Source organism: Methylobacterium sp. CCH5-D2 (assembly GCF_001556475.1).
Lineage (GTDB): Bacteria > Pseudomonadota > Alphaproteobacteria > Rhizobiales > Beijerinckiaceae > Methylobacterium > Methylobacterium hispanicum.
In genome coordinates this window covers 1-15,573 of sequence record NZ_LSIX01000374.1, presented here as the reverse complement: position 1 = coordinate 15,573, position 15,573 = coordinate 1, and the positions used below count along the sequence as shown (strand labels likewise).

At 73.1% G+C, this 15,573-nt stretch carries 16 protein-coding genes; 9 read left to right on the top strand and 7 right to left on the bottom strand.

Going from position 1 to position 15,573, the window contains the following annotated elements; all coding sequences use genetic code 11:
* Positions 1 to 223: 223 nt before the first annotated feature.
* Complete coding sequence (locus AX737_RS09635; RefSeq protein ID WP_066920904.1) at positions 224 to 1,606, top strand: phospholipase D-like domain-containing protein; 1,383 nt, start codon at positions 224 to 226, stop codon at positions 1,604 to 1,606.
* Here AX737_RS09635 and AX737_RS09630 read toward each other — a convergent pair.
* From AX737_RS09630 to AX737_RS09620, 3 genes are all read right to left on the bottom strand, one after another.
* Positions 1,497 to 2,306 (bottom strand): endonuclease/exonuclease/phosphatase family protein, encoded by an 810-nt coding sequence (locus AX737_RS09630; RefSeq protein WP_066920897.1) that lies wholly within the window; start codon positions 2,304 to 2,306, stop codon positions 1,497 to 1,499. The two genes, AX737_RS09635 and AX737_RS09630, sit on opposite strands and share 110 nt — an antisense overlap.
* A gap of 123 nt (positions 2,307 to 2,429) precedes the next feature.
* Positions 2,430 to 5,183: a PAS domain-containing sensor histidine kinase gene (locus tag AX737_RS09625; protein WP_066920895.1), complete on the bottom strand. Its 2,754-nt coding sequence runs from the start codon at positions 5,181 to 5,183 to the stop codon at positions 2,430 to 2,432.
* Positions 5,184 to 5,323: 140 nt separating this feature from the next.
* Positions 5,324 to 5,515 (bottom strand): hypothetical protein, encoded by a 192-nt coding sequence (locus tag AX737_RS09620; RefSeq protein WP_238230360.1) that lies wholly within the window; start codon positions 5,513 to 5,515, stop codon positions 5,324 to 5,326.
* Between the two features lie 181 nt (positions 5,516 to 5,696).
* Here AX737_RS09620 and ccmA point away from each other — a divergent pair, with 181 nt between their 5' ends.
* The 6 genes from ccmA to AX737_RS09595 all read left to right on the top strand — a co-directional run bounded on the left by ccmA (position 5,697) and on the right by AX737_RS09595 (position 9,940).
* A complete protein-coding gene (gene ccmA, locus AX737_RS09615; RefSeq protein ID WP_066920893.1) occupies positions 5,697 to 6,347 on the top strand; it encodes a heme ABC exporter ATP-binding protein CcmA in 651 nt (216 codons plus the stop codon).
* Positions 6,344 to 7,012, top strand: a complete 669-nt coding sequence (gene ccmB, locus AX737_RS09610; protein WP_066920901.1) for a heme exporter protein CcmB — start codon at positions 6,344 to 6,346, stop codon at positions 7,010 to 7,012. The genes ccmA and ccmB overlap by 4 nt, the downstream gene beginning before the upstream one ends.
* A 76-nt stretch (positions 7,013 to 7,088) precedes the next feature.
* Complete coding sequence (locus tag AX737_RS09605) at positions 7,089 to 8,234, top strand: glycosyltransferase family 61 protein (RefSeq protein ID WP_066920891.1); 1,146 nt, start codon at positions 7,089 to 7,091, stop codon at positions 8,232 to 8,234.
* 143 nt (positions 8,235 to 8,377) lie between these two features.
* Positions 8,378 to 9,178: a heme ABC transporter permease gene (locus AX737_RS09600; protein WP_066920888.1), complete on the top strand. Its 801-nt coding sequence runs from the start codon at positions 8,378 to 8,380 to the stop codon at positions 9,176 to 9,178.
* Between the two features lie 10 nt (positions 9,179 to 9,188).
* Complete coding sequence (ccmD, locus tag AX737_RS31970; protein WP_082772969.1) at positions 9,189 to 9,350, top strand: heme exporter protein CcmD; 162 nt, start codon at positions 9,189 to 9,191, stop codon at positions 9,348 to 9,350.
* Positions 9,347 to 9,940, top strand: a complete 594-nt coding sequence (locus tag AX737_RS09595; protein WP_066920886.1) for a DsbE family thiol:disulfide interchange protein — start codon at positions 9,347 to 9,349, stop codon at positions 9,938 to 9,940. Before ccmD ends, AX737_RS09595 begins: the two co-directional genes overlap by 4 nt.
* Positions 9,941 to 9,989: 49 nt before the next feature.
* On the opposite strand, the gene AX737_RS09590 is transcribed toward AX737_RS09595, so the two are convergent.
* Positions 9,990 to 11,534 carry a helicase HerA-like domain-containing protein gene (locus AX737_RS09590; protein WP_066920884.1) on the bottom strand — a complete coding sequence of 515 codons (1,545 nt, stop codon included), beginning with the start codon at positions 11,532 to 11,534 and terminating at the stop codon, positions 9,990 to 9,992.
* A 138-nt stretch (positions 11,535 to 11,672) separates the two neighbouring features.
* Between AX737_RS09590 and AX737_RS09585 the strand changes: the two genes are divergently transcribed.
* Both AX737_RS09585 and AX737_RS09580 read left to right on the top strand, forming a co-directional pair.
* Positions 11,673 to 12,059: a DUF2267 domain-containing protein gene (locus AX737_RS09585; protein ID WP_066920882.1), complete on the top strand. Its 387-nt coding sequence runs from the start codon at positions 11,673 to 11,675 to the stop codon at positions 12,057 to 12,059.
* A gap of 144 nt (positions 12,060 to 12,203) precedes the next feature.
* Positions 12,204 to 13,223 (top strand): GNAT family N-acyltransferase, encoded by a 1,020-nt coding sequence (locus AX737_RS09580; RefSeq protein ID WP_066920880.1) that lies wholly within the window; start codon positions 12,204 to 12,206, stop codon positions 13,221 to 13,223.
* Positions 13,224 to 13,239: 16 nt separating this feature from the next.
* Here AX737_RS09580 and AX737_RS09575 read toward each other — a convergent pair whose 3' ends face one another.
* The 3 genes from AX737_RS09575 to AX737_RS09565 all read right to left on the bottom strand — a co-directional run bounded on the left by AX737_RS09575 (position 13,240) and on the right by AX737_RS09565 (position 15,452).
* A complete protein-coding gene (locus AX737_RS09575; RefSeq protein WP_066920899.1) occupies positions 13,240 to 13,818 on the bottom strand; it encodes an SCO family protein in 579 nt (192 codons plus the stop codon).
* Positions 13,819 to 13,841: 23 nt separating this feature from the next.
* Positions 13,842 to 14,450, bottom strand: a complete 609-nt coding sequence (locus AX737_RS09570) for a septation protein A (RefSeq protein ID WP_066920878.1) — start codon at positions 14,448 to 14,450, stop codon at positions 13,842 to 13,844.
* A 75-nt stretch (positions 14,451 to 14,525) separates the two neighbouring features.
* Positions 14,526 to 15,452 (bottom strand): DMT family transporter, encoded by a 927-nt coding sequence (locus AX737_RS09565; protein ID WP_066920876.1) that lies wholly within the window; start codon positions 15,450 to 15,452, stop codon positions 14,526 to 14,528.
* Positions 15,453 to 15,573 lie beyond the last annotated feature (121 nt).

Below are 15,573 nucleotides of genomic sequence, written 5' to 3'. Positions count from 1 at the left end.
CCCCTGCCGCCCCCGGACCCGCCGGCCCTCGTCCGCGCGAGGCCGGCATTTTCGGGACGCCGACGAAAATCCGCCCGACAATCCTCCGCATCCCGGCATCGCGCGGCCGTCAACGCGCCTATATCGAGCCGGCCCCTCCCGTACCCGGTCGCGTGACGTGTTGAGTTCCTTCGAAGACCTGCTGCTCCGCTGGCTCCAGCCCACCGCCGCCCTGCGGGCCGACATGCTGGCGGCGGTCGGCACCGCGCTCGCGGTCGCGGTGACGCTGCACGCCCTCCTGCGCAAGCGGCGCGTCAGCGTCGCGGTGGCCTGGGTCGGGCTCGCGTGGCTGTCGCCGATCTTCGGCTCGGTGCTCTACCTGATGTTCGGCATCAACCGGGTGACGCGACGGGCGCGCAGGCTGCGCACCAAGCCCTCGGAGGCGCTGGAGGCGCCGAGCCTCGAGGACGCGACCGTGCCGCACACCCTCTGGCCCCTCGACCGGGCGGTGCGCCGCATCACCGGCCTGCCCGCCCTCGTCGGCAACCGCGTCGCGCTCTTCCGCAACGGGGACGAGGCCTATCCGGCGATGCTCGCGGCGATCGCGGAGGCCCGCACCAGCCTCGTCCTCACCAGCTACATCTTCCGCGACGACCCGACCGGGCGCCTGTTCGGCGCGGCGCTCGGTGAGGCGCGGGCGCGCGGCGTCGCCGTCCGGGTGATCATCGACGGGATCGGCGGCGGCTACTTCCGGGCGAAGGCCTACCGGCGCCTCAGCGCCGCCGGGGTGCCGGCGGGGCTGTTCATGCACTCGGCGCTGCCCTGGCGCATGCCCTTCCTGAACCTGCGCAACCACAAGAAGCTCCTGATCGCCGACGGGCGGGTCGCCTTCACGGGCGGCGTCAACATCTCGCAGCCGAACCGCCTCGCCACCCGGCCGGACCACCCGATCCGCGACACCCATTTCCGGGTCGAGGGCCCGGTGGTCGAGCAGCTGATGGCGGCCTTCGCCAGCGACTGGGCCTTCGTGGACGGCGAGATCCTCGACGGGCCGGACTGGTTCCCGGACCTCGCGCCCGTGGGCCCCACGGTCGCGCGCGCCGTGACCTCGGGGCCGGACGCCGACATCATGAAGATCGAGTCGGTGATCCTGCACGCGCTCAACGGTGCCCGCGAGCGGGTCGCGATCGTGACGCCCTACTTCCTGCCCGACGAGGTGGTGATGGCGGCGCTGGCGCTCGCCGCCGAGCGGGGCGTCACGGTCGACGTGGTTATCCCGCGCCGCTCGGACCACGTCTTCGTCGACTGGGCGACCCGCGCGCACGTGATGCCGCTCCTCAGGAGCGGCGTGCGGATCTGGCTCGACGAGCCGCCCTTCGACCACTCGAAGGCGCTGGCCATCGACGGGGTCTGGTGCTTCGTTGGCAGCGCCAACTGGGACATGCGCAGCTTCCGCCTGAACTTCGAGCTGAACGTCGAGCTCTACGACGCGCGGATGGCGGAGGAGATCGAGCGCTTCATCCGGGCGAAGATGGAGACCCGGCTGACGGAGGACGACCTGCGCGCCCGCCACCTGCCCGTACGCCTGCGCGACGCAGCCGTGCGACTGCTGCTGCCATACCTCTGACCGCCCGCGCCGGCGATTCCGGCGCCGGGCGCAGGTGCACCACGATCGGCCGGTGGTCGGAGGGCCCGCGCGGCAGCACCGCGTGGCGCTCGCAGACGAGGCCGCGGGCGAGGCAGCGGTCGAGGCGCAGCGGCACCATCCGACCCATGGCGTGGGTCGGGCTGCGCGGGCCGACATCGTGGAAGCCCGGCATCAGGGCGGGGCCGACGATGTTGTAGTCGCCCAGCACCGCGGCGCGCTCGGAGAGCGCCCCCATGACCCGGCGCAGCTGGCGCCGGTTCAGCATCTGCCCGTGCGAGAGGTGGACGTTGGCCACGGTGAAATCGCCGAGATCCAGCACCTGCGAGACCCGGTGGAACATCGCGCCCGAGGGCAGCGGCACCACCAGCGGCGGGCTGTCCCAGGGCTTGGGCGCCCACATGGCGAGCCCGTGGATGCGGTCGGGCAGCTGCGCCCAGGCGTAGACCCCGCCGACGCGCTCGCGGAGCGCCGCGATGCCGCGGGTGGCCTCCTGCATCAGCAGCAGGTCGGGCTGCTCCTGCTCGATCAGCGCGACGAGGTCGGTGACCGCCGCGCCGGTGCGGCGCAGGAGGTTCCAGCTCACGATCTTGACGGTGCTGGCCTTCCGGTCGGCCCGCGCGAGCGGTTCGCCGGCGACGGAGCCGAGGCCGGGCGGCCGATGGGGCGCGGGATCGAGCATGCCGGATTCGGGATGGCCTTGAGACGGACGGGGCGCGGGACAACGCGGCACGGCCCGGCCCGTTCGACGGGGGCTAGGGACGAATCGCGGCCGAACGGTGATCCGAGGGCGGGCGCGCCGCCCCTACCCGGCCATCGTCTTCTTCACGGTCTCGACGAGCTGCTTCAGGCTGAAGGGCTTGGGCAGGAAGTTGAAGGCCTCGCCCTCCGGAAGGTTCTTGCGGAAGGCGTCCTCCGCGTAGCCCGAGACGAAGATCACTTTCAGGTCCGGCAGGTGCTTGCGCACCTCGCCGAGCAGGGTCGGCCCGTCCATCTCGGGCATCACCACGTCGGAGACGATGAGGTCGATCACGTGGTCGCCGGAGCGGACGATCTGCAGCGCCTCGATGCCCGAGGCCGCCTCCAGCACCGTGTAGCCGCGGGCGGCGAGCGCCCGGCTGTTGACCGCCCGGACCGGATCCTCGTCCTCCACCAAGAGGATCGTGCCCTGCCCAGTATGGTCCGCCGAGGGCTTGCGCGGGGCGGGCCTGGGCGCGGACGGCGCAGGGGCGGTCTCGGCGTCCTTGGCTGCCGGGTAGCTCGCGGGGGGCAGGGTCGGCACGGCGACCTCGGCCGCGCCGGACCCGGCCGCCCCGGACCCGGCCGTCCTCGATCCGGCCTCGCGCGCGCGCTCCGGCGGAGCCTCGGGCAGGGCCTCCGGCACGATGTCCGGAACGACCTCGGGGACGTGGCGCGGCAGGTAGATCTTGAAGACGGTGCCCTCGCCCACGACCGACTGCACGTCGATCGTGCCGCCCGATTGCTTGACGATGCCGAACACCGTCGAGAGGCCGAGGCCCGTGCCCTTGCCGATCTCCTTGGTGGTGAAGAACGGCTCGAAGATCTTCTCCATGATCTCGGGCGGGATGCCCTCGCCCGTGTCCTGCACCTCGATCAGCACGTGGTCGCCGGGCGGCGGCCCGCCGCGGCCGTCCGCGACGGCGTCGGGGCCCGGATCGGCCACGTTGGTGGTGCGGATGAAGAGCTTGCCGCCGCCCGGCATCGCGTCGCGGGCGTTGACCGCGAGGTTCACGATCACCTGCTCGAACTGGTTGACGTCGGCCTTGACGGGCCAGACCTCGCGGCCGTGCTTCAATTCCAGCCCGACCCGCTCGCCGAGCAGCCGTTTGAGCAGCAGCGTCAGCTCGGAGAGCGACTCGCCGACGTTCATCACCTCCGGCCGCAGGGTCTGGCGGCGCGAGAAGGCCAGCAGCTGCCGCACCAGGCCCGCGGCCCGGTTGGCGTTCTGCTTGATCTGCATGATGTCCTGGAAGGCCGGGTCGGTCGGCCGGTGGCTCGCGAGCAGGAGGTCCGAGTAGCCGATGATCGCCTGCAGCACGTTGTTGAAGTCGTGCGCGATGCCGCCCGCGAGCTGGCCGACCGCGTTCATCTTCTGCGACTGCGCCACCTGCTGCTCGAGCTGGCGCTGGGCCGTGGTGTCCAGCGCGTAGAGGATCACCGATTCGCGCTCGTCCTCGTCGAGCGCCTCGCCGGTGCCGCCGGCGGTGATCAGCCAGACCCGGGCCGAGCGGTTGCCCGGTCCCTTGAGGCTCACCTCGATCGGCGCGATCTCGGAGAGGCCGCCCGCCGCCTTGGCGAGCGCCGCGTCCACGCCCTCGCGGTCGGCGAGCGCGTCGGTGACGTTCGGCTCGTGGGCGGGATCCAGCGCGGTCTCGTCCGCCTCGTCCACCGGATGGCTCGGCAGCGTGCCGAAGAGCCGCGCGAAGGAAGCGTTGGCCCGGGCGATCCGGCCCGAGCGGTCGAGGGTGGCGATCGCGATCGGCGAGTTGTTGAGGAAGCGGGCGAGGCGCACCTCGGCGGCGCGCTGCGGCTCGTCGAACTCGGCGCCCGCCGAGCGGTTGATCACGAAGGTGCGGGAGGCGCCGGGCTTGCCGTCCTTGCCGAAGGCGATCCGGTGGTAGAGCCGGGCCGGCAGCGGGTGGCCGTTGCGGCGGCGCAGGTCCAGGTCGAAGCGGTCTGTGCGCACCTCGCCGGGCAGGCCGACGCTGCGGGTCAGAACCTCGGCGCCCGGCGCGATCTCGGAGAGGTGGGGCCCGCCCGAGCCGACGGTGGCGAGGTCGTATCCGAGCCAGGCGGCCAGCGTCGCGTTCATGTAGACGATCGAGCCTGCCGGATCGATCGACAGGAAGCCCGCGGGCGCGTGGTCCAGATAGTCGATCGCGTGCTGCAGCTCCTGGAAGACGTTCTCCTGGCGCTCGCGCTCGGCGGTGATGTCGGAGACCGTCCAGAGCGCGGTGGCCCGGCCCGGCCTGGGCAGGGGGCGCACGTGGATGCGGTACCACGCGAAGTCCCGGGCGCCGCCCCGGGGCGGGGGCGCCATGCGGACCTCCTCGGTGTGGCTGCGCCCGTCGCGCGAGGCCTGGGACAGGCGGTAGACCGCCTCCGACACCTCCGGCGAACCGACGAAGACCCGCTCGACCGAGCGCAGGTTCGAGAAGCTGTCGCCGCCCGCGACCTGCAGATAGGCCTCGTTGGCGTAGATCAGCCGGCCGCCCTCCTCCGCCACCAGGGCGGCGTCGGGCGAGCCGTCGACGATCGCCTTGGTGATGTCGTCGCGCGCGCCCTGCCCGGCGAGCTGGAGCGCGCCGATCGCCAGCGCGAACAGGAAGAACACGCCCGCCATGGCGAGGAGCGCCAGCAGCCAGACGATCAGCGACTGGGCCTGCTCGTTGGCGACGAAGGAGAGGCCGATCGCCGCGCCCACGAGCAGCCCCGCCAGGACGAGCAGCAGCCCGACCCGGCCGGGCCGCTCCGACCGGTCGATCGAGCCCGGCACGGGAGGCGCGACGGGCGTCGTGGGTCCAGACAACTCGGCCATCACGCATCAATCCAGTAACCGGCCCCGGTTAGGCCCCGGGCCCGGCGACGGCAAGGGGTGCCGCGACCAAGCCCGTCTTACGGGAAAAGTGTGCATGCGCGGTAGCCTGCGCGGGATCGTGGGATGCCCCGGCGTGCGCCCTACGCGCCCGCCTCCTCGGGGGCGGGACCGCCGAAGCAGCGGCGCACGGCCTCCCAGAAGGCCTGCCGTTCGTCGGGCGTGCAGAGGTCGAGCCGGGCGCGCACGAGGCGCAGTCCCGCGGCCGCGTCCGGGCTCTCGCGGATCTCTGCCTCGCTCGGGGCGTGCTGTTGCGCGGTCGTCATCGTCGGCATGGACTCGAGCCCTCCGGCACCCCCTCGCGCGGCCAGCGGGCGTGCGGCGCCCGCCTGGCCCGCGAGGACACAGGTCGGGACCTACGCCGGGACGCCCCGTTCCGTTCCGCCGCGCGATCGGGCAAGAGGCGGGGCGTGAGGGTCGGACACGGCGTCCGGCCGCGCGAGCGGGGGCGGGCTTTTGCGGCTCAGCGTCGAGGATCTGGCCTGTCGGCGCTCGGGGCGGCGCGTCTTCGCGGGCCTGTCGTTCGCGCTCGGTCCCGGCGAGGCGCTGGCGGTGACCGGGCGCAACGGGGCCGGCAAGTCGAGCCTGCTGGCGATCCTGGCCGGCCGACTGCGGCCGGATGCGGGCCGGGTGGCGGTCGCCGATGTCGGCGAGGCCGCCCTGTCCGAATGCCTGCACGCGGTCGGCCACCGGGACGGGCTGAAGGCGGCGCTCACGGCCGGCGAGAACCTCGCCTTCGCGCAAGCGCTGCTGGGCGCGCCCCGGATGGCCCCGCGCCCGGCGCTGGAGCGCCTCGGCCTCGGCCACGCCCACGACTTGGCCGTCGCCTACCTCTCGGCCGGGCAGCGGCGCCGGGTGGCGCTCGCCCGCCTCCTCGTCTGCCACCGCCCGCTCTGGCTCCTCGACGAGCCGACGGCCGCCCTCGACGCGGCCTCGCAAGGGCTGCTCGCCGGGCTGATGGCCGAGCACCGGGCGGCGGGCGGCCTCGTGGTGGCGGCGACCCATCAGGCGCTCGGCCTGGAGGATGCCCGTGCCCTGGCGCTCGCCCCGGCGGAGCCGGGGGCGGCGCCCTTGCCCGCGGACGTCGATCCGGAGGAGTGGGCGTGATCGGCATCGTCTCGGCCCTCGTCGCCCGCGACCTCGCTTTGGCGGCCCGCGTCGGCGGCTCCGGCGCGCTCTCGCTCGTCTTCTTCCTGATGATCGTGGCGCTGATCCCCTTCGCGCTCGGGCCCGACCTCAACCTGCTCGCCCGGATCGGCCCGGCGATCCTCTGGCTCGCGGCGGTGCTGGCGACGCTCATCGGGCTCGACCGCCTGTTCCAGGCCGACGAGGAGGACGGCTCCCTCGACCTGATGACCGCCGCCCCGGTACCCCTGGAACTCGTGGTCCTGGCCAAGGTCGTGGCGCACTGGCTGACCACCGGCCTGCCGCTGGCGCTGGCCTCCCCGCTCTTCGGCCTTCTGGTCGCCCTCGACGGCACCGCCATGGGCGCCACCGCCCTGACGCTGCTGGTGGGCACCCCGGCGCTGACCTGCATCGGCGCGGTCGGCGCCGCGCTCACCGCCTCGATCCGCCGGGGCGGGCTGATCCTGGCGGTGCTGGTCCTGCCCCTGATGGTGCCGACCCTGATCTTCGGCGTCTCGGCCACGGAGGCGGCTCTGGGCGGCACGGTGCCGTTCACCACGCCGCTGGCGATCCTGGCGGCCCTCAGCCTGATCGCGGCGGTCGTCGGCACGCTCGCGGCGGCGGCGGCGCTCCGCTGGTCGGAGTAGCGCGGCCTTTGACGGTCCGGGGCGGAGGGCGTATCCGGCCGCGGCGAGGGGATCGTCGCGGGGCGAGCGGGGGCACATGCCGGCCGGGATCAGGCGCTGCACCGAGGTCGAGGGCGCCTGCGCGATCCACGAGGCGCCGCCGGACATCCGCCTCTGCACCGACCTGCTCTACGTGCCCGTGGAGTACGGCGCCCTCTGGGGGCTCTACGAGGGCGGGGTGCGGATCGACCGCGACGCGCCGCTCGACGCCGACGCGGCGCGGCAGGTCGCCGATCTCCGCGCCTCGGCCGCGCGGGTCGATGCGCGCTTCCACTATCTCGGCGACGTGGTCGATCATTTCGGCCACTTCGTCGTCGGCAGCCTGTCCCGCCTCTGGCCGCTCGCCGCGGGCGGCGGGGCGGGGACCCTGCTGCTCTATCACGGCGCGCAGGACATTGAGCGGCTGCGCGGCCTCGGCTTCCTGGAGCCGATGCTCGGCTCCCTCGGGGTCGGCCTGGATGCGCTGCGGAATTTCCGCGTGCCCGTCCGACTGGCCGAGGTCGTGGTGGCCGAGCGCGCCTTCCGGGAGAACCACGCGGCGAGCCGGGCCTACGACGAACTCTGCAAGGCGATCGGGCGGCCCTGGCTGGCGGGCGTCGCGGTCGATGGCGAGGCGCGGCCGGCCTATCTCTCGAAGCTCAGGCTACCGCCGGGCAGCCTGCACAAGCTGGAGAACGAGGCCGACCTCGTGCGGGAGCTGGAGCGCCGGGGCGTCGACGTCGTCGTCCCCGAGGAACTCGACCTCCGCGCGCAGGTCCGGCTCTTCGCCGAGCGGCGGACCGTCCTCGGCCTCACGGGCTCGGCCCTGCACGTCTGCCTCTTCGCCGCGCCCGAGCGCCGGATCCTCGGCCTCAACTGGTGCCGCCGCCTCAACGCGAACCTGCCGCTCTTCGATGCCCTGAACCGGAACCGGGCGCACTACTACTACGCCGACGGGGTGACCTGGATCCGCAACGACGCCTACGCCGCGGAGCGCGACTACTTCCTGCGCTGGTCCCTGCCGGATCCGGCCTCCGTCGCCGCCGCCCTGGCGGAGCGCGCGGCGGATGTCGACGGCATCGCCGCGCGGGACGCCCGGGAGGCGGCCGGGCGGGCCGGCGGGCTGCTCGCCCGCTCCGTGGGTGCGGCCGGGCGCGGGGCCCGGGCCGGGCTGCGCCGGCTCCTGCGTCCCGACGCGCCCTGACCGCCCAGGGTGCGCGCCCGCCCCGCATTGCCGCTGCACCGCACTCGACGCTAAAAGCCAGGCCAGGAGCCCCGCCCCGCGCGGGATGTCACGGAAACAGGCAGGCCGCCGGGGCACCCCGCGCGCGCCCTCAGGCAGGCAGGATGTCCTCGGCCCCGATCTCCCTCTGGACCCGGCTGTCCAACCCCAGCCACTTCATGCGCTGGTCGGGCACGCTCGCGCCGTGGCTCGCCGGCCTCTCCGGTCTGGTGCTCGCCCTCGGGCTCTACCTCGCGTGGTTCGTCGCCCCGCCCGACTACCAGCAGGGCGAGACGGTGCGGATCATGTTCATCCACGTGCCAGCGGCCTGGCTCGGGGTGTTCTTCTACGGCGCCATGAGCCTGTCGGCGGTGGGCACGCTGGTCTGGCGCCACCCGCTCGCGGACGTCGCCCAGCGCGCCGCCGCGCCGATCGGGGCGGCCTTCACGCTGATCTGCCTCGTCACCGGGTCGCTCTGGGGCAAGCCGATGTGGGGCACCTACTGGGTCTGGGACGCGCGCCTCACCTCGATGCTGCTGCTCTTCCTGATCTACTGCGGCATCGTCGCGCTCTGGCGCACGATGGAGGACCCGAACCGGGCCGCGCGCGCGGTGGCGATCCTGACGCTCGTCGGCGCCGTCAACCTGCCGATCATCAAGTTCTCGGTGAACTGGTGGTCCACCCTGCACCAGCCGGCCTCGATCCTGCGCATGGGCGGCCCGACCATCGATCCCTCGATGCTCTACCCGCTCCTCGTGATGATCCTCGCCGCGACGCTCGGCGGCACCACGCTCCACCTCTACGCGATGCGCACCGAGGTGATGCGCCGCCGGGTGCGCACGCTGACCATCCGCGAGGCCGAGCGCCTGGACGCGGGGCGCGTCGCCGTGACCGCTCCGCCCGACGCCCTCCCCCAGGCCCTCTGAGGACCCGACCATGGATCTCGGACCCCATGCGGGCTTCATCCTCGCCTCCTACGCCTTCACCGCGCTGGTGATGGGCGCCCTGGTGCTCAACGCCGTGCGCGACCGGCGCGCGCAGGCCCGGGCCCTGCGCGGTTTCGAGGCGCTGCGCGGCTCCGGGGAGGGGCGCCGGTGAGCACCGAGGCCCCCGCGCCGGCCCGCCGCTCGCTCCTGCTGATCCTGCCGCTCGTCACCTTCGCGGTGCTGGCCGGCGTGTTCCTCCTGCGCCTGCGATCGGGCGTCGATCCCGCGGCCATCCCCTCGGCGCTCGTCGGGCAGCCGGTCCCGGCCTTCGCGCTGCCCCCGGTGCCGGGCTTGACCGCGGACGGCGCCCCCGTGCCGGGGCTGACCTCCGCCGACCTCCGGGGCCAGGTCACGGTGCTGAACGTCTGGGCCTCGTGGTGCGCCCCCTGCCAGATCGAGCACCCGATGCTGATGCGGATGGCCCGCGAATCGGGCTTCCGCCTCGTCGGCATCGCCTACAAGGACGCGCCCGAGAAGGCCCGCGCCTTCCTGGGGAAGCACGGCGTGCCCTTCCGGGCGGTCGGGCTCGACGAGACGGGCCGCGTCGGCATCGATTTCGGCGTCTACGGCGTGCCGGAGACCTTCATCATCGGCCCGGACGGGGTGATCCGCGACAAGCTCGTCGGCATCGTCACGCCCGAGAACCTGAAGGACGTGCTGGAGAAGATCCGCCGCGCCGGGCAGGTCGCCTCAGCGGGCTGACGCGCGCTCCCCCCTCCCCGCAGAGCGGGGAGGAAAAGATCCGGCGCGGCTACTTCTTCGTCAGCCCGCCCAGCACGTTGCGCAGGATGGCGTCGCCCACCTGCTTGCCGACGCTGCGGGCCATCGAGCGGGCGGCGTTCGACACCACCTGCTCCACGATCCCCGGCCGGGGGCGGCGCCCGGTCCGCGCCGTTCCCTTTCCTTTCGACGCTTCCTCGCCGAGCAGGCTGCCCAGCACGCCGCCGAGCAGGCCGCCGAGGCCGCCCTCGCTCTCCTTGGCGGCCTCCGCCGTGTCCGCGTCGAGGCCCTTGCGGGCGGCCAGCATCTCGTAGGCGCTCTCGTTGTCGACCGCCGCGTCGTACTTGCCGCGGAGCGGGCTCTTCGCGATCACCTCGGCCCGCTCGGCTGCCGTGAGGGGACCGACGCGGCCCTGCGGCGGCGCGATCAAGGCCCGCTCGACGACCGAGGGGGTGCCGCGCGCCTCCAGGAAGCTCACCAGCGCCTCGCCGACGCCGAGCTCCGTGATGGCCTTGGCGACGTCGAAGCCCGGGTTCTGCCGGAAGGTCTCGGCGGCCGCCCGCACCGCGCGCTGGTCGCGGGGCGTGAAGGCGCGCAGGCCGTGCTGCACCCGGTTGCCGAGCTGGCCCAGCACCGTCTCGGGCACGTCGAGCGGGTTCTGGGTGACGAAGTAGACGCCCACCCCCTTGGAGCGGATCAGCCGCACCACCTGCTCCACCGCGTCGAGCAGTGCCTTCGGGGCGTCGTCGAACAGGAGGTGCGCCTCGTCGAAGAAGAAGACGAGCTTGGGCCGGTCGAGGTCGCCGACCTCGGGCAATTGCTCGAACAGCTCCGAGAGCATCCAGAGCAGGAAGGAGGCGTAGAGCTTCGGCCGCTGCATCAGCTTGTCGGCGGCCAGGATGTTGACGAAGCCCCTGCCCTCCCGGTCCCGGCGCATGAAGTCGGCGAGGTCGAGGGCCGGCTCGCCGAAGAACGCGTCGGCGCCCTGATTCTCGAGAACCAGGAGCTGGCGCTGGATCGCGCCGACGCTGGCCGCCGAGACGTTGCCGTAGGTGCCGGAGATCTCGCGCAGGTTCTCCGAGCAGAAGTTCAGCAGCGCCCGCAGGTCCTTCAGGTCGATGACCGGCCACCGGTTCTCGTCGGCGACCCGGAAGGCGACGTTGAGCACGCCCTCCTGGGTGTCGTTGAGTTCGAGGAGGCGGGCCAGCAGCAGCGGCCCCATCTCGCTGACCGTGCAGCGGATCGGGTGGCCCTGCTCGCCGAACAGGTCCCAGAACACGGTGGGGAAGCGGTCGGGCTCGTACGCGATCCCGAGTTCCTCGGCGCGCTTGACGAAGACCGGCTTGGCCTCGCCGGCCGCGGCGAGCCCCGACAGGTCGCCCTTGATGTCGGCGGCGAACACGGGCACGCCCGCGTTGGAGAAGCCCTCGGCCAGCACCTGCAGGGTCACGGTCTTGCCGGTGCCGGTGGCGCCCGCCACCAGCCCGTGCCGGTTGGCCAGCCGCAGCGCCAGCACCTCGGGCTTGGCGCCCGGGCCCACGCTCCTGCCGACCGAGATGGTGCCGTCCCCGCTCATCGCCCGCTCCCCTCGTGCCACCGCGCCGGCGCAGGTTACGCCGAGGCGCCTCCCGAGTTCCAGAGCGGCCGGCCCGGCTTGATTTCCCAGCGCCCAGGCCCGACAGACGGGAGCAACTCTCTCGGGAAGGCCCCATCGATGGAAGAACTGATCGCCCGCGTGACCAACCGCACCGGCCTCGACGCCGCCACGGCGCAGACCGCGATCGGGCATATCCTCGCCTTCCTGCAGAAGGAGGGGCCGGCGACCGAGGTCGCCCAGCTCATGGCCGCGATGCCGGGCTCCGAGGCGCTCGTCGCCGAGTCGAACGCCGCGGGCGGCGGCAGCGGGCTGATGGGCATGCTCGGCGGCATGATGGGCGGCGGCGTGATGGCGCTCGGCCAGAAGCTGATGTCGGCCGGCGTGCCGATGGGCCAGATGCAGCCGCTGGGGCAGGAACTCTTCGCCTACGGCCGTGAGAAAGCCGGCGAGGACGTGATGGGGCCGATCGTCGGCTCGATCCCCGGGCTGAACCAGTTCGTCTGATCCCGGTTCGCAGTAGCCGGCGCGACAGCCGCGTGCGGCTGTCATAAAAGCGTGCGCGCTTCGTGGTCTTGAGTGGGTCCGCGAGGCGCGGGCCGCGCCGTCCGGGCGGACGGCGGCCGCGGGCCTCCGGAGCGGGCTTCGACGATGGTCGCGAACTTCACCCGTGGGGCCGGGGCGGCCTTTGCGAGCGGCTGGGACCGGGGCGTGGCCGAGCCCATCGCCAAGCTCAAGCGCCGGGGCGCCGAGGCCGGCATCCCGGGCCTCGGCGGGCGCAGCCTCGTGCCGCCGGGCGCGACGCCGATCCGCTTCGCCGAGCGCTTCAAGGCGCCGCTCGCGACGCCCGGCCTGGGGCCGAGCCTCGGCCGGCTCGGCACGCTGGAGGTGCGGCTCGCCGTGAAGAACGGCGAGGTGCGCCGGGCCCAGCGCCTGCGCTACGGCGTGTTCTACGAGGAGATGTCGGCAGTGCCGACCGGCATGGCGGCCTTCTCGCGCCGCGACGCCGACGAGTTCGACGCGCTCTGCGACCACCTCCTGGTGATCGACCACGCCGCGACCGAGGCCAAGCCCTTCCGGAAAGCCCGGCCGAAGGTGGTGGGCACCTACCGGCTGCTGCGCGGCGAGGTGGCCGAGCGCAACTTCGGCTTCTACTCGGCGGGCGAGTACGACCTCGCGCCGCTGCTCGCCGCCCAGGCCGGCAAGCGCATCCTGGAACTCGGCCGTTCCTGCGTGCTGAAGCCCTACCGCACCAAGCGCACGGTCGAGCTGCTCTGGACCGGCATCTACGCCTACCTCCGGCACCACCGGATCGATGCGCTGATCGGCTGCGCCAGCCTGGAGGGCACGGATCCGGACCGGCTCGCCCTGCCCCTGAGCTTCCTCCACCACCACGCCCGCGCGCCGGAGGGCTGGTGCGCGAAGGCCCTGCCCGGCCGCCACGTGCCGATGGACCGGCTCGTCCGCGGGGCGGTCGATCCGAAGGCGGCGCTCCAGTCCCTGCCGCCGCTGATCAAGGGCTACCTGCGGGTCGGCGCCACCTTCGGCGACGGGGCGGTGGTGGACCACCAGTTCGGCACCACCGACGTCTTCGTGGTGCTGCCGGTCGAGGCGATCGCGGCGCGCTATCTCGGCCATTTCGGGCCGGCGGCGAACCGGCACGCGGCCTGACGGACCGATCGGGCGATCACAGCCGCTTGGCGAGTTCCGCCGCGCTCTGGTCGGCCGGGCGCATCAGGTTGAGCGCGCCGAGGAAGCGGTTCTTGCCGTCCATCACGTAGACGAGCGCGGTGTGCTCCATCGTGTAGTCGCCGTCCTTGGTGGGCACCTTGCGGCTGTAGGCGCGGTAGCCCTTCACCGCCGCCGCGACCTGCTCGGGCGTGCCCGTGAGGCCGACGATGCGCGGGTCGAAGCTCGTGAGGTAGGTCTTGAGGTCGGCCGGCCGGTCGCGCTCCGGATCGACCGTGATGAAGGCGACCTTCATGCCCCGTCCCTTGTCGCCCAAAGCCGCCAGCACGTCGGAGACCTGCTGCAGCGTGGTCGGGCAGATCTCCGGGCAGTGGGTGAAGCCGAAGAAGACGAGGTGCGTGGCGCCCGCGAAGGCGCGCTCGGTCGTGGGCCGGCCGTCCTGATCGACGAGGCTGAACGGGCCGCCGACGCTCGCCACCGCCTCCTGCCGCGCGGGCATCAGCGTGAACCAGGCCGCGCCCGCGATGCCCACGAGGCCGATCACGAAAGCGGCGAGGGGGACGAGGGCCCGGTGCAGGGTCCGGGTGCCGGAGGCCGCGCTCACGCCCGGACGTCCTTGCGCTCGTAGCGGGTGAGCAGCGGCGTCTGGGCGAGCGCGAACGCCACCGTGATCGGCATGATGCCGAAGACCTTGAAGTTCACCCAGAAATCCTCCGTCTGCGTGCGCCAGACCACCTCGTTGAGCGCGGCGAGCGCCAGGAAGAACAGGCCCCAGCGGAAGGTGAGCTTGCGCCAGCCCTCGTCGGTCAGCGCGAACATCGAGTCGAGCACGACGGCGAGCAGCGGCTTGCCGAAGGCGAGGCCGCCGAGCAGGACCACGCCGAACAAGGTGTTCACGATGGTGGGCTTCACCATGATGAAGGTCTTGTCCTGCAGGTAGAGGGTCAGGCCGCCGAACACCACGACGACCACCCCTGAGACCAGCGGCATCACCGGCAGGCGTCGCACCAGGGCGTAGTGGATGGCCAGCGCCGTCACGGTCGCGGCCACGAACGCGCCGGTGGCGACGAAGAGCTTCTGGTCGGCCGCGATCCCGAAGCGCTCGGCGTAGGCGTTGCCGAGGAAGAACAGCACCAGCGGCCCCATCTCCAGGGCGAGCTTCAGGAGCGGCGGCAGGTGGCGGTGCGGGGGGACGGATTCGATCTGCATGGGCCCCGATATAAGCGCTTCCCGCAAATCTGTATCGGGGATCGCCGCGGGCCGCGACGACGTCGGCCTCTCGGCTCAGCCGGCCTCCGGCCGCGCCCGCCGCCCCGCCTCCTGCGCCAGCAGGTAGAGGCCCGAGCCGATCACGATCATCGCGCCGACGAGCGTCCAGCCGTTCGGCACGTCGCCGAAGACCAGGAAGCCCAGCGTCACCGACCAGACGAGCTGCGTGTAGATGAAGGGCGCCAGCACGCTCGCCGGGGCGCGGGCGTGCGCGAGGATCAGCAGCCAGTGCCCGAAGGTGCCGATGAGGCCGATGCCGACGAGCAGCGCCCAGACCTGCGGGGTCGCGGGGCTCGACCAGATCCAGGGCAGCACCGGCAGCATCACGGCAAGGCCCGACAGGCCCGAGAAGAACAGCGTCGTGCGGGTCGAATCGTGGGCCGCGAGCTTGCGCGTCAGGATCACGTAGAAGGCGTAGCAGACCATGTTGCCGAGGCTGAACAGCACGGCCGGGTGGACCGTGCCGAGGCCCGGCCGCACGATGACCAGCACGCCCAGGAACCCGACCGCGATGGCGGCCAGCCGGTCGCGGGAGGACCGCTCGCCGAGCAGCGGCCCGGCGAGGAGCGCCACCGCGAGCGGCGCGGCGAACTGGATCGAGACCGTCTCGGCGAGCTGGAGATAGCGCAGGGCCAGGAAGTTGAGCGCGGTGGTGCCGAACAGCAGCAGCGAGCGCAGGACCTGCAGGGTGAGCCGGCGGCTCCTCACCACCTCGGGGTGGCGGACCGGGTTCAGCACCAGGGTGATCAGCGCCACGTTGACCGCGTAGCGCATGAAGGTCGAGACCAGCGGGTCCACCCCGAGCCCCGCCAGCGTCTTGCCGCAGGCGTCGAGGCTCGCGAACGAGGCGACCGCGCCGCACATCAGCGCGATGCCGACGAGCCGGCGCCGGTCCGGAACGGGGCGCGTCGCGGGGCCGGTCACAGCATGAGCCTGGGGCACTTCAGGTCTCTCGGGATCTCTCGGGCGATGCGCCGCGCGGCCGCCGGAGCGTCCGATCAGAGGTTGCGGCGAGGATCGCTTCCTAACCCGTGATCGCCGTCGGCGTGAGGCCGGCGGCGAT

Bases quoted from the DNA above. Each gene is read 5' to 3' on its own strand.
- AX737_RS09600 (WP_066920888.1), top strand. From the start codon at position 8,378: ATGTCCTCGGCCCCGATCTCCCTCTGGACCCGGCTGTCCAACCCCAGC.
- AX737_RS09580 (WP_066920880.1), top strand. From the start codon at position 12,204: ATGGTCGCGAACTTCACCCGTGGGGCCGGGGCGGCCTTTGCGAGCGGC.
- AX737_RS09570 (WP_066920878.1), bottom strand. From the start codon at position 14,450: ATGCAGATCGAATCCGTCCCCCCGCACCGCCACCTGCCGCCGCTCCTG.
- AX737_RS09590 (WP_066920884.1), bottom strand. From the start codon at position 11,534: ATGAGCGGGGACGGCACCATCTCGGTCGGCAGGAGCGTGGGCCCGGGC.
- AX737_RS09585 (WP_066920882.1), top strand. From the start codon at position 11,673: ATGGAAGAACTGATCGCCCGCGTGACCAACCGCACCGGCCTCGACGCC.
- AX737_RS09625 (WP_066920895.1), bottom strand. From the start codon at position 5,183: ATGGCCGAGTTGTCTGGACCCACGACGCCCGTCGCGCCTCCCGTGCCG.
- AX737_RS09630 (WP_066920897.1), bottom strand. From the start codon at position 2,306: ATGCTCGATCCCGCGCCCCATCGGCCGCCCGGCCTCGGCTCCGTCGCC.
- AX737_RS09605 (WP_066920891.1), top strand. From the start codon at position 7,089: ATGCCGGCCGGGATCAGGCGCTGCACCGAGGTCGAGGGCGCCTGCGCG.
- AX737_RS09635 (WP_066920904.1), top strand. From the start codon at position 224: ATGCTGGCGGCGGTCGGCACCGCGCTCGCGGTCGCGGTGACGCTGCAC.
- AX737_RS09620 (WP_238230360.1), bottom strand. From the start codon at position 5,515: ATGCCGACGATGACGACCGCGCAACAGCACGCCCCGAGCGAGGCAGAG.
- ccmD (WP_082772969.1), top strand. From the start codon at position 9,189: ATGGATCTCGGACCCCATGCGGGCTTCATCCTCGCCTCCTACGCCTTC.